The organism is Effusibacillus lacus, assembly GCF_002335525.1.
Taxonomy (GTDB): Bacteria; Bacillota; Bacilli; order Tumebacillales; family Effusibacillaceae; genus Effusibacillus; species Effusibacillus lacus.
On sequence record NZ_BDUF01000019.1, the window covers coordinates 1 to 12,089 of the forward strand.

Here is a 12,089-nt window from a genome sequence, read left to right on the forward strand (position 1 = left end):
GCGGTGGACACCCTTGTCGTAAGCTAATGGCTACTGTTGCCTTCACCACTCGGGACTTGCACCCTATAGACAACGCCCATGCCGGGCGCACATAGAGCGCAAACCCCCTCAACAATGAGGGGGTTTGTCCTTAGTTTTTTCTTTAGTGACCGGCTGCAGCAGGAGCTGGTAGACCGGCTTTCTTGGCCACGTTTTTGGCAATCGATTCAAAGATTTGTGCTTGTTCGGATCCATTTGGGAAGATGCCGCTGCCGGATGCGGTCGCAACCCCAAGCGGGATCTGCCCCAGCAAATCGGTATTGAGCTCGCGGGCAAGTCTTTCGCCGCCGCCTTTGCCGAAAATATAGTGCCTCTCGCCGTTTGCTTCAAAATAGGACATGTTCTCGATAACGCCAAGGATTTCGTGATTTGTCCGGATCGCCATGGTACCTGCCCGGGCCGCCACTTCCGTCGCGTTCGATTGCGGTGTTGTTACGATTACCTCTTTACTTTTTGGCAGCAGGGTGTGAACGTCCAGTGCCACATCTCCTGTTCCTGGCGGCAGATCAAGCAGCATCACATCCAGGTCGCCCCAATAGACTTCCGAGAAGAAGTTTCGAAGCATCTTGCCAAGCATCGGACCGCGCCATACGACAGGCGTGTTGTCATGAACAAAGAAGCCCATGGATATAATTTTGACACCGTCCTGTTGGACTGGCATCAGCATATTTTCCACCAATGCGGGTCTGCGATCTCCCAGTTGGAAGATGTTTGGCAAGCTGAATCCATAAATGTCCGCATCGATAACGCCTACTTTGTACCCCAATCGGGAAAAAGCCACAGCCAGGTTGGCTGTTGCGGTTGATTTTCCCACACCGCCCTTGCCCGATGCTACAGCAATAAAAACTGTTTTGGCATCATCCCTTAGCAGGGGCGGTACCTCCGGTTGCCCTGCAATCTGCAGGGGGTCCGCTTGACCCGCCCGTACTTTGGCGGCAAACTGCTTGCGTTCTTCATCCGACATTGTGCCCAGGAACACATCGTAGGAACGGACTCCAGGCACAGATGCCAGAGCAGCCCTCACATCCTGATCGATTTTATTTCGAAGCGGGCATCCGGCCACGGTCAGCAGGACTTCAACTGCCACATGGTCACCCTGGATTTCTACCCGCTTGACCATTCCCAATTCGACAATGCTTCGATGAACCTCTGGGTCTTCCACTTTCCGCAATGCATCCATAATCGCTTGTTCCGTAATCATCAGATCACCTCCACTATCTCGTAATTCTCATTTTACCCCTTTGTGACTGACGGCACAAACGGTTTATTTTCCTGTTTGCGAACTCGTTACATATTCCAGTATCCCCTGATACATGGAATAAGCGATTTTCTTTTGATACGATTTTTGTTTCAACAAAGCGAGTTCCGCCGTATTTGACAAAAACCCGACTTCGGCAAGAACAGCCGGCACATGTGAATTGCGCAACAAATACAGATCTTCCTGCGGCTCAATCGCCCGTTTGCTGTTCAATTGCTTTTGGAATTGGGACTGGATCGCTTGAGCCAACAATTTGCTGGCTTCCAGTTCCGTGTCGTAAAATACCTGTGCTCCTTTACCACCGCCGGGATTGGAATTCAGATGAATGGAACAGAACATGCTTGCGTTATTTTCACGAATGATGCTCAAGCGTTCTTTCAGGTCCTCCCATTTCCGTTTGCTGTAGCCTTTTGTCTCCGGACTGGCAAGATCCCTGTCGTCGTCTCGCGTCATGATCACGTAAGCGCCCGCTTGTTGGAGGTAATCCCGCAGGTACTGAGACACCGTTAAAGTTATCGTTTTTTCAATCGTCCCGTCTGCGGCAACCGCCCCCCCGTCCGGACCGCCATGACCGGGATCAATCACGATGGTGTAACCTGAAAGGGGTGCGCTCCAGGGCCATAACTTGGTGATGGGAATGTCAGCCGTAACCACATTCACAATGAACATAATGATGGCCAACGTTCCGGCGACTATGGATATGGTACGCCATTCGTTTTTGAGAATCATACAGGCCCCCCTTGTCTGCCTCTATCCTCTCACATATATATGACAGATTTGGGGCAAACCATTCCCGTCCATTCCTTAAATCCAAGATGACGCAGATCACAGAAATGCAAAAAGGACACCCAAGGGTGTCCCAAATCATGCGCTCCGTAGAATTAACGCTTGGAAAACTGCGGCGCCCGGCGTGCGGCTTTGAGTCCGTACTTTTTCCGTTCTTTCATCCGCGGATCGCGGGTCAGGAATCCAGCTTTCTTCAAAGCCGGACGCATCTCAGCGTCGACTTTCAGCAACGCGCGTGCAATTCCGTGACGGATTGCGCCTGCTTGGCCAGAAATGCCACCGCCATGCACGTTGCAAAGCACATCATATTTGCCAACCATTTCAGTAAGAACCAACGGCTGCTTCACAATCATCTTCAAAGTTTCAAGACCAAAATAGTCATCCAGGTTGCGACGATTTACGAGAATTTTGCCATCACCCGGCACGAGACGTACGCGAGCAACGGAGTGCTTGCGACGACCGGTACCCCAATATTGTACTTGAGCCACAGGGCCAACCTCCTCTTAATTAGTTCGCTGATTCCCAGGGAATCGGTTGTTGTGCGCTGTGCGGATGCTCAGTCCCTGCATATACGCGGAGTTTTGTGAGCATCTTGGCACCCAGACTGTTCTTCGGAAGCATGCCTTTTACAGCCGAGAACAGAACTCGCTCAGGCTTGTTCTTCAGCATGTCAGCAGCAGATATTTCCTTCAAACCGCCCGGATACAAGGAGTGACGGCGGTAAATCTTCGAATGCAGCTTCTTGCCGGTGAATACTACTTTCTCAGCATTGATTACGATTACGAAATCGCCGGTGTCCACATGTGGAGTGAACTCAGGCTTATGTTTACCGCGCAGAATGGAGGCAATTTCAGTTGCCAGACGACCAACCGTTTTGCCTTCTGCATCGATGATGTACCATTTACGTTCCACAGCGTTAGGTTTCGCCATGTAAGTAGTACGCATGATATTTCCTCCTAACTCAATCACAGTTTAAACCGGGGCTAGTGGGAATAGCGGGTTTAAACAACACTACTATTTTATCGGTTCAAAAGGGCCGAGTCAAGCTGCGATTCATTTATTTTTTAAACTTTTGGATAGATGACTTCGAACAAAGTGAGCCCATGTGCAGGAGCAGTAACCCCCGCTTTCGTACGATCCTTTGCTGCCAGTATCTCAGGTATTTCCTCCGGTTCAATCCGACCTCTCCCGACGTCTGCCAGAGTGCCTGCCATAATCCGGACCATATTCCACAAAAAGCCGGATCCGGTTACTGTGATTTGCAGAAGATGAGCTCTTGTTTCAAAGGAAATCCCATGAATCTCTCTGACTTTGTCATCCACCGGTGTGGCTGCATTGCAGAAACTGGTGAAATCATGGGACCCTACCAAATGCTCTGCTGCTTTCTGCATTCTGCTCAGATTCAAACGATAGGGAACATGCCATGCATATCGCCTGGCAAAAACGTCCGGATAGGTTCCAAGATCCATCTGATAGCGGTAGACTTTGCCGGTTGCGTCAAAACGGGCATGAAACGCAGGCGGGACTTCTTCCGCCTGGCGTACAATTACGTCATTCGGCAAATTGACATTCATCGCTATGGGCCATTTTTCAAGGGGAATTCGCGAGTCCGTATGAAAGTTCACAATTTGTCCCCAAGCATGGACACCGGCGTCAGTTCTTCCGGAGCCATTCACTTGAATCCTTGCCCCAGTAAGCCTTTCCAGAGCATCCTCCAGAGTCCCCTGGACCGTACGCAACTGCGGTTGCGCCTGGAACCCGTGAAAATCTGTCCCATCATATGCGATTGTCAACTTGATGTTCCGCACAGCCACTCCCGCCCTTATCAAATATCCCACTTCTCATAAAATTTCATAAAAAAAGGGATGACACAGGTCATTCCCTTTTCAAAATCACTTTACAAGTTCCAGGATTGCCATCGGGGCACCGTCTCCACGACGGGGTCCCATTTTCAGAATGCGGGTATATCCACCCTGACGCTCCGCAAAACGGGGAGCAATGTCAGAGAACAGTTTTTGGACCGCATCCTGGCCTGTGGTTGCGTCAGCCGTTTCCGGACGAACAAACGATGCCACCTGACGGCGAGCATGCAGGTCGCCCCGCTTTGCAAGGGTGATCATTTTTTCTGCAATCGAACGGATTTCTTTCGCTTTTGCTTCCGTAGTTTCAATGCGCTCATAGATAAAGAGATCGGTAACGAGGTCGCGGAAAAGGGCTTTCCGTGCTCCCGTACGCCGATTCAACTTGCGATACGCCACTTCATTTCCCTCCTTTAAAACAGGATGTTTTATCCCGTGTTGGTCGCACGGACGCGACCGCTCTTAACGGGGCTTCCTCTTTAGTCTTCTTGCCGGAGAGACAGACCAAGTTCTGCAAGCTTTTCTTGCACTTCCTCAAGGGACTTGCGGCCGAGGTTCCGTACTTTCATCATTTCTTCCTCGGTCTTGTTGCACAACTCCTGAACGGTGTTAATACCCGCCCGCTTAAGGCAGTTGTAGGATCGGACGGAAAGATCCAATTCTTCGATGGTCATCTCGAGAACTTTTTCTTTCTTGTCGTCTTCCTTCTCTACCATAATCTCCGTATCTTTTACTTTATCGGTCAAACCTACGAACAACATCAGGTGTTCATTCAGAATTTTAGCGGCCAAGCTAACCGCTTCATCCGGACGAATACTCCCGTCGGTCCACAGCTCAAGGGTCAGTTTGTCGTAGTTGGTTACTTGTCCGACACGGGTATTTTCCACACTGTAGTTTACACGAGAGATCGGAGTGAAGATGGAATCGATGGGAATTACGCCAATTTCCATGTCCTCACGCTTGTTGCGGTCGGCAGGAACATATCCGCGTCCCCGGCTTGCCTTGATCTCCATATAGAACTTCGCTCCGTCAGCCAACGTGGCAATATGCAGATCCTGGTTCAGAACTTCGACGTCCGAATCCGCCTGAATGTCGGCAGCGGTAATGGTTCCGGGCCCTTCTGCCTCGATTACCAACGTTTTATCCTCGTCGGAATGTATTTTTAACGAAAGCCGCTTTAAATTGAGGATGATTTCGGTTGTATCTTCAACCACTCCCGGAACCGTCGAGAATTCATGGAGTACTCCCTCTATCTTGACCGAAGTGGCCGCAGCACCAGGCAAAGAGGACAACAAAATTCGGCGCAAGGAGTTGCCCAAAGTTGTACCGTACCCGCGTTCTAACGGCTCTACCACAAACTTCCCATATGTTCCGTCGGCGCTGATTTCAACCGCCTCAATTTTCGGCTTTTCAATCTCGATCATGCAGTAACCTCCTTCTCGACAACTGATGCAAAGCTGGTACCACGAGCTCGGCCAATCAAAAATGGAAAATCAATGATGAACCCATTAACGTGAATACAATTCGACAATCATCTGTTCCGTAACCGGAATGTCGATTTCTTCACGAGCCGGAAAACGAACAACACGACCGGACTTTGCATTCAGATCGCGCTCGAGCCAGCCAAGAACAGTTTTGCCTTCAGCAGCTTCAAGGAGTTCTTTAACACGCGGAGACTCTTGGCTCTTCTCGCTAAAAGCAATAACGTCACCCGTTTTGGTCAGGTAGGACGGGATGTCCACACGCTTGCCGTTAACGGTAAAGTGGCCGTGACGAACCAGTTGGCGAGCTTCCGGACGGGAAGCGGCAAAGCCAAGACGGTACACCACGTTGTCCAGACGGCTTTCGAGAATCTGAAGCAATGTTTCGCCGGTAATGCCTTTCCGACGAGCAGCTTCCTCGTAGTAACTGCGGAATTGTTTTTCAAGGACACCGTAAACACGGCGTGCTTTTTGCTTCTCACGAAGCTGGAGTCCGTATTCGGATATTTTCTTGCGACCTTGTCCATGCTGGCCAGGAGCATATGGACGGCGGTCGATGGCACATTTATCGCTGTAGCAGCGCTCACCTTTGAGATACAGTTTTACTCCTTCACGTCGGCACAAACGGCAGACGGCTCCAGTGTATCTTGCCATGTCTAGTGTTGACACCTCCTGTTAAGATTATACAAAATCACGTATAGTATGACTGAATTGTCATATACTAAGAAGTTACGTTACACACGACGACGCTTCGGAGGACGGCATCCGTTGTGAGGAATCGGAGTTACGTCGCGAATCATCGCCACTTCCAGACCAGCGGCCTGCAGGGAACGAATTGCCGCTTCACGGCCAGCGCCAGGTCCTTTTACGTAAACTTCAACCGATTTCATTCCATGTTCCATTGCAGCTTGTGCCGCAGATTCAGCTGCCATTTGAGCTGCGAACGGAGTGGATTTACGAGACCCTTTAAAGCCGAGTCCGCCTGCACTTGCCCATGAAATTGCATTGCCGGCGGGGTCGGTAATGGTCACGATGGTATTGTTAAACGTGGAACGAATGTGTGCAATGCCGGATTCAACATTCTTGCGATCGCGGCGCTTGGTGCGGGTCGCAGCTTTACCGCGGCCTTTTGCAGCAGCTTTTGCCATGCTCGAATTACCCCCCTTTTACTTTTTCTTGCCGGCAACAGTCCGGCGCGGACCCTTACGGGTACGGGCGTTAGTTTTGGTACGCTGACCGCGAACCGGAAGACCTTTCCGGTGGCGAACGCCACGATAGGAGCCGATTTCGATCAAACGCTTGATATTCAATGCAATTTCACGACGGAGATCCCCTTCTACCTTGAGGGTCTTATCGATCACTTCACGCAGTTTGCTTACTTCCTCTTCCGTGAGGTCCCGGACGCGAGTATCCGGATTGATGCCGGTCTCAGCCAGAACTTGATTGGACGTTGCACGACCAATACCGAAAATATAGGTTAAAGCGATTTCCACTCGCTTATCACGCGGCAAGTCAACACCTGCAATACGTGCCATGTAGCTGTTACACCTCCCAAAGCAATCTCAAAGTTAAATTATATACCAAGTGATACATGTATTTCAAACAGCATGGAGATGAATAGAATCCCCCACACCGATCAGGGGACAGCCGCTCTATTCCGCTCCCGGCTGGCTTTCAACGAATTGTCTTAGCCTTGCTTCTGTTTGTGTTTCGGATTTTCGCAGATGACCATGACCGCCCCTTTGCGACGAATGATCTTGCATTTTTCGCAGATGGGCTTAACAGACGGCCGTACTTTCATCGCGGTGATCCCTCCTTTATGCAAGTCCTTACTTAAACCGGTATGTGATGCGGCCACGTGTCAAATCGTATGGCGACAATTCAACCGTTACCCTGTCTCCCGGCAGGATCCGGATGTAATTCATGCGAATCTTACCCGAGACATGAGCCAGAATTTTATGGCCATTTTCCAATTCAACCCGAAACATCGCATTTGGCAAAGGTTCTATAACAGTACCTTCGACTTCAATCACATCATCTTTCGCCATTTGTGCACTCCCCCTTAACCGAGGCATGATCCGGATTCTGCTGGCTTTCAAAGCGATTGAGGCAGAATCGCAATTTGGAATTGGTTACACGACCTGTCTCCTGAATACTCTCAAAAACTTCCATTGCCATCTCGCCTGTAAATCGGATATGCTGCAAATTCTTTCTTTTGGGCTGATCAAATTTGCGCTTGTCGCCGTCAGCCAGCAGAACGAACCTTTCGTTCAGCAGACCGACGATGATGGCATATTGACCGGTTTCTCTCCCTTTGATCACTTCCACGATTTGACCGAGGATCGGTTCAGGCACTTGAACAGTCATCCGTATCCACCTTACAAACGGGTTAGAATTTCGGGACCGTTTTCCGTTATCGCGACCGTGTGTTCAAAATGTGCAGCCAGTGACTGGTCAGCCGTTACGACCGTCCAATTGTCAGGCAGTGTTTTGCAATGGTAAGTCCCCACATTGACCATCGGCTCAATCGCAAGCGTCATCCCGACTTTTAACCGCGGACCTTTGTTTGGAGGTCCGTAGTTCGGTATCTGCGGATCTTCATGCATCTGACTGCCAATTCCGTGGCCCACATAATCGCGGACAACGGAAAATCCAGCCGCTTCCACATGTTTTTGCACCGCATGACCGATATCAGAGAGCCGGTTTCCTTCAATGGCCTGCTCAATTCCCTTGAAAAGGGACTCCTCTGTCACTTGAAGCAGCTTTGCGGCTTCATCCGATATGGTGCCTACCGGATATGTCCAGGCGGAGTCTCCATGAAAGCCATGGATGTAAGCGCCAATATCGATTGAGATGATATCACCGTCTTTGAGGGTTCTGGGACCTGGAATTCCGTGAACCAACTCCTCATTTACTGAGGCACAAATGGAAGCCGGATACCCGTGATATCCTTTAAACGACGGGACAGCACCGTGACTGCGAATAAATTCCTCCGCTATCCGGTCAAGTTCCTGCGTGGTGATACCAGGTCGAATGGCTTTGGCCAGTTCCTGATGAGTGAGTGCCACAATACGTCCGGCCTCTCGCATCAAATCCAGTTCGGTTTTTGACTTGCAGACAATCATTCCACACCTCGAAGGATGTTTGATATCTGTTCGAACACATCATCGATTTCAGCTTCACCATCTACGGTGCGAAGCAGGCCTTTGCCTTCATAGTAATGAAGCAGCGGTTCCTGCTGTTTGATGTTCACATCCAGCCGGGTTGCAACCGTTTCGACAGAGTCGTCTGCACGCTGGTAGAGTTCACCGCCGCACTTGTCGCATTTCCCTTCCACTTGGGGCGGATTGAAAATAACATGGTACGTAGAACCACACGACTTGCAGATCCGACGCCCTGTCAAGCGATCCAGCAGCAACTCCCGGTCCACCTTGAGATGAATTACAACATCGATTTTGCGTCCCATCTCAACCAATGCCTGGTCCAAAGCTTCAGCTTGAGGTACGGTTCGCGGGAACCCGTCCAACAAAAAGCCTTTTTCCGTATCCGGTTGACTCAACCGTTCACGAACAATGCCGATTGTAACATCATCGGGAACCAATTGTCCCTTGTCAACATATTCCTTTGCTTTTAGCCCCAACGGAGTGCCTTGCGACATGGCTGCCCTGAATATATCTCCAGTAGAGATATGCGGTATGCCAAACTGTTCAACGATTCTTTCGGCCTGAGTTCCTTTGCCTGCACCTGGCAAGCCCATGAAAATGACTTGCATATTTTCCCGCCTCCCTTATTCAACCTTGGTCTTTCTATCTGATAAACCCTTTATAGTGACGTTGGAGCAACTGACTCTCCAGCTGCTTCATCGTTTCAAGAGCCACACTCACAACGATCAACAGCGACGTGCCGCCAAAATACAGATTTAAGGCCGTTACGTTGGTGAATAGAATAGGGAGAACGGATACGGCCGCCAGAAACAAAGCACCCGCTAATGTTATACGATTCATCACGCGAGTAATGAACTGTTCAGTGGGCTTCCCGGGTCGGACACCAGGAATATATCCGGCATTCTTGCGCATATTGTCAGCCAACTGCTCCGGATTGATTTGAACCGCCGTATAGAAATAGGTAAATCCGATGATCAGCAATACTTCCAGTGTTACATAAAACCAATGTGTTGGAGCAAAGTAGGTCATAAACCACTGCCCTACAGCATTCTGCGGAAACCAGCTGGCCACCGTTGTCGGGAAAATGAGCAGCGAGGTGGCGAAAATCACCGGGATCACACCCGCTGCGTTCACCTTTAACGGAATGTGAGTGGTTTGGCCGCCATAAGACTTGTTTCCGACAACACGCTTTGCGTATTGAACGGGAATGCGGCGAACACCTTGCTGCACATAGATGACGCCAATGATAACTATGACGATCCCAAGCAGCAGCAGCGCTACGAACACAAGATTCAGGAACAGCCTTTCCGGATGAGGATAGAACCAGGTGTTATAGATGCTGTTGATACCAGGTGCCACTTGGGCAATAATCCCCGCAAATATAATCAGTGAGATTCCGTTCCCGATCCCCTTTTCAGTGATTTGCTCACCCAGCCACATGAGAAATGCCGTTCCTGCAGTGAGCGTGATGGCAATCAAGGCAAAAGTGGAAACGCTCTTGTCGATAATCAACCCTGGGATCATCCGGTCAAAGGACAGTGAAAAACCGATTGCTTGAATCAATCCCAGAACCACCGTCAGATACCGGGTGATCTGCGCCAGTTTACGGCGCCCGTGTTCGCCTTCCTTATTCCATTCCGCAAACTTTGGAATCACGTCCATCGAAAGCAGCTGAACAATAATGGAGGCGGTAATATAGGGCGTGATCGACATCGCAAAAATCGAGAAATTTTGCAAAGCACCGCCGGAAAAGGTGTTCAAAATCCCCAAAAATGCGTTTTGCGTAGGATCAAACATTTTCGCATTCACGTTCGGAACCGGAATGTAGGACCCGATGCGAAAAACTGCCAACATGGCCAGCGTGAACAGTACACGCCGGCGCAAATCGGAAACTTTGAATATATTTCTCAGCGTCGAGAACATGTTAGATCACCTCGGCTTTACCGCCAGCAGCTTCAATCTTCTCTTTTGCCGAAGCGGAGAATCCTTGAGCTTGAACGGTAAGAGCAACCGTGATGTCTCCCTGCCCCAAAATTTTTACGCCATCTTTCACGTTCTTGATCACTTTGGCTTCGATCAGCTTTTCCGGAGTAACAACAGTTCCTGCCTCAAATTGATTGAGCTTGGAAACGTTGACTTCCACCAGCTCCTTCTTGAAAGGAGCATTGGTAAAGCCGCGCTTCGGGAGACGACGGTACAAAGGAGTTTGACCGCCTTCAAATCCCGGACGCACTCCGCCGCCGGAACGTGCCCACTGACCTTTGTGGCCGCGACCGGCAGTTTTGCCAAGACCGGAACCGATACCACGTCCCACGCGTTTGCGGGTCTTCTTGGATCCCGCTGCCGGGCTGAGTTCATGCAGTTTCATACGTACACCTCCTTGAGCTTTCGTTTCTCGTTATTCCGAGATCTCTTTCACTTCAACGAGGTGGCTGACCTTGTTCACCATACCTCGGATAGCAGCATTGTCAGGTTGAACTACGGTTTGGTGCAGCTTGCGCAGTCCGAGAGTCTTTACAGTCAGACGCTGGTCTTCCGGACGTCCGATCACGCTGCGCTTGAGGGTAATCTCCAATTTTTTAGACACGATATTCCCCTCCTTAACCCAAGAGTTCTTCTACAGACTTGCCGCGAAGTTTTGCAACTTCCTCCGGACGCTTCAGACGCTTCAGTCCATCCAAAGTTGCATTCACCATATTCATGGCATTGGAAGAACCAAGAGATTTGGTCACGATATCTTTCACGCCTGCCAATTCCAACACAGCACGTGCCGGACCGCCCGCGATCACTCCGGTACCTTCGGAAGCCGGTTTGATCAGCACTCTGCCTGCTCCGAAATGGCCGATCACTTCGTGAGGAACGGTGGTTCCGACGATCGGAACGGATATCAGGTTTTTCTTAGCATCTTCAATTCCCTTGCGGATGGCATCCGGCACTTCAGCCGCTTTTCCGAGACCTGCGCCTACGTGACCGTTTCCATCGCCAACAATAACGAGCGCCGAGAAACTGAACCGGCGACCGCCTTTTACGACTTTCGCAACACGGTTGATGGCAACCACTTTTTCCGAAAGTTCGAGTTGATTCGGATCAATACGCATGTAGTTCCCTCCTTCGCGTTTAGAATTCCAGACCTGCTTCGCGAGCAGCGTCCGCCAATGCCTGAATCCGTCCATGATAAAGATATCCGCCGCGGTCAAACACGACCGATTTGTACCCTTTTTCGAGGGCGCGTTTTGCAACCAGTTCGCCCACTTTTTGAGCTGCATTGATGTTTCCGCCGTTTTCGAACTGCCCTTTCAATTCCTTGTCAACAGTCGATGCGGAAACCAACGTTACGCCCTTTGTATCATCGATCAATTGCGCGTAAATGTGCTGGTTGGAACGAAACACATTCAAACGCGGACGTTCAGCGGTACCGAATACTTTCTTGCGAACCCGTGCATGACGTCGCTTGCGCGCAATGTTCTTGTCAGGTTTGCTGATCATGCGATTTTCACTCCCT

At 50.3% G+C, this 12,089-nt stretch carries 20 protein-coding genes; all 20 read right to left on the reverse strand.

Annotated elements, in window-relative coordinates:
- Positions 1-142: 142 nt before the first annotated feature.
- Positions 143-1,240, reverse strand: coding sequence for an Mrp/NBP35 family ATP-binding protein (locus tag EFBL_RS04680; RefSeq protein WP_096180984.1), 1,098 nt, complete (start codon positions 1,238-1,240; stop codon positions 143-145).
- 63 nt (positions 1,241-1,303) lie between these two features.
- A complete protein-coding gene (cwlD, locus tag EFBL_RS04685; protein WP_096180985.1) occupies positions 1,304-2,026 on the reverse strand; it encodes an N-acetylmuramoyl-L-alanine amidase CwlD in 723 nt (240 codons plus the stop codon).
- 152 nt (positions 2,027-2,178) lie between these two features.
- Positions 2,179-2,571, reverse strand: a complete 393-nt coding sequence (gene rpsI, locus EFBL_RS04690; protein WP_096180986.1) for a 30S ribosomal protein S9 — start codon at positions 2,569-2,571, stop codon at positions 2,179-2,181.
- A 19-nt stretch (positions 2,572-2,590) separates the two neighbouring features.
- Positions 2,591-3,028, reverse strand: coding sequence for a 50S ribosomal protein L13 (rplM, locus tag EFBL_RS04695; protein WP_096180987.1), 438 nt, complete (start codon positions 3,026-3,028; stop codon positions 2,591-2,593).
- 119 nt (positions 3,029-3,147) lie between these two features.
- Positions 3,148-3,891 carry a tRNA pseudouridine(38-40) synthase TruA gene (gene truA / locus EFBL_RS04700; RefSeq protein WP_096180988.1) on the reverse strand — a complete coding sequence of 248 codons (744 nt, stop codon included), beginning with the start codon at positions 3,889-3,891 and terminating at the stop codon, positions 3,148-3,150.
- Positions 3,892-3,975: 84 nt separating this feature from the next.
- Positions 3,976-4,341 (reverse strand): 50S ribosomal protein L17, encoded by a 366-nt coding sequence (gene rplQ / locus EFBL_RS04705; protein ID WP_096180989.1) that lies wholly within the window; start codon positions 4,339-4,341, stop codon positions 3,976-3,978.
- A gap of 80 nt (positions 4,342-4,421) precedes the next feature.
- Positions 4,422-5,366 (reverse strand): DNA-directed RNA polymerase subunit alpha, encoded by a 945-nt coding sequence (locus EFBL_RS04710; protein ID WP_096180990.1) that lies wholly within the window; start codon positions 5,364-5,366, stop codon positions 4,422-4,424.
- 84 nt (positions 5,367-5,450) lie between these two features.
- Entirely contained in the window at positions 5,451-6,077 is a 627-nt protein-coding gene (gene rpsD, locus EFBL_RS04715) for a 30S ribosomal protein S4 (RefSeq protein ID WP_096180991.1), read from the reverse strand.
- Positions 6,078-6,157: 80 nt separating this feature from the next.
- The gene (gene rpsK, locus EFBL_RS04720; protein WP_096180992.1) at positions 6,158-6,571 is read right to left on the reverse strand and encodes a 30S ribosomal protein S11; all 414 of its coding nucleotides are present in this window, start codon (positions 6,569-6,571) and stop codon (positions 6,158-6,160) included.
- Positions 6,572-6,589: 18 nt separating this feature from the next.
- Entirely contained in the window at positions 6,590-6,958 is a 369-nt protein-coding gene (gene rpsM, locus EFBL_RS04725) for a 30S ribosomal protein S13 (protein WP_096180993.1), read from the reverse strand.
- Between the two features lie 152 nt (positions 6,959-7,110).
- Positions 7,111-7,224: a 50S ribosomal protein L36 gene (gene rpmJ, locus EFBL_RS04730; protein WP_018131305.1), complete on the reverse strand. Its 114-nt coding sequence runs from the start codon at positions 7,222-7,224 to the stop codon at positions 7,111-7,113.
- A gap of 28 nt (positions 7,225-7,252) precedes the next feature.
- On the reverse strand, positions 7,253-7,471 hold the full coding sequence (gene infA / locus EFBL_RS04735) for a translation initiation factor IF-1 (RefSeq protein WP_096180994.1): 219 nt from the start codon (positions 7,469-7,471) through the stop codon (positions 7,253-7,255).
- Complete coding sequence (locus EFBL_RS04740; RefSeq protein WP_096180995.1) at positions 7,458-7,790, reverse strand: KOW domain-containing RNA-binding protein; 333 nt, start codon at positions 7,788-7,790, stop codon at positions 7,458-7,460. The genes infA and EFBL_RS04740 overlap by 14 nt, the downstream gene beginning before the upstream one ends.
- A gap of 11 nt (positions 7,791-7,801) precedes the next feature.
- Positions 7,802-8,548, reverse strand: a complete 747-nt coding sequence (map, locus tag EFBL_RS04745; RefSeq protein WP_096180996.1) for a type I methionyl aminopeptidase — start codon at positions 8,546-8,548, stop codon at positions 7,802-7,804.
- Positions 8,545-9,195, reverse strand: coding sequence for an adenylate kinase (locus EFBL_RS04750; protein ID WP_096180997.1), 651 nt, complete (start codon positions 9,193-9,195; stop codon positions 8,545-8,547). Before EFBL_RS04750 ends, map begins: the two co-directional genes overlap by 4 nt.
- A 34-nt stretch (positions 9,196-9,229) precedes the next feature.
- Entirely contained in the window at positions 9,230-10,510 is a 1,281-nt protein-coding gene (secY, locus tag EFBL_RS04755) for a preprotein translocase subunit SecY (RefSeq protein WP_096180998.1), read from the reverse strand.
- A 1-nt stretch (position 10,511) separates the two neighbouring features.
- Positions 10,512-10,955 (reverse strand): 50S ribosomal protein L15, encoded by a 444-nt coding sequence (rplO, locus tag EFBL_RS04760; protein ID WP_096180999.1) that lies wholly within the window; start codon positions 10,953-10,955, stop codon positions 10,512-10,514.
- A 30-nt stretch (positions 10,956-10,985) separates the two neighbouring features.
- The gene (gene rpmD, locus EFBL_RS04765) at positions 10,986-11,174 is read right to left on the reverse strand and encodes a 50S ribosomal protein L30 (RefSeq protein ID WP_096181000.1); all 189 of its coding nucleotides are present in this window, start codon (positions 11,172-11,174) and stop codon (positions 10,986-10,988) included.
- A 13-nt stretch (positions 11,175-11,187) separates the two neighbouring features.
- On the reverse strand, positions 11,188-11,685 hold the full coding sequence (gene rpsE, locus EFBL_RS04770) for a 30S ribosomal protein S5 (RefSeq protein ID WP_096181001.1): 498 nt from the start codon (positions 11,683-11,685) through the stop codon (positions 11,188-11,190).
- A gap of 19 nt (positions 11,686-11,704) precedes the next feature.
- Positions 11,705-12,073 carry a 50S ribosomal protein L18 gene (rplR, locus tag EFBL_RS04775; RefSeq protein ID WP_096181002.1) on the reverse strand — a complete coding sequence of 123 codons (369 nt, stop codon included), beginning with the start codon at positions 12,071-12,073 and terminating at the stop codon, positions 11,705-11,707.
- Positions 12,074-12,089 lie beyond the last annotated feature (16 nt).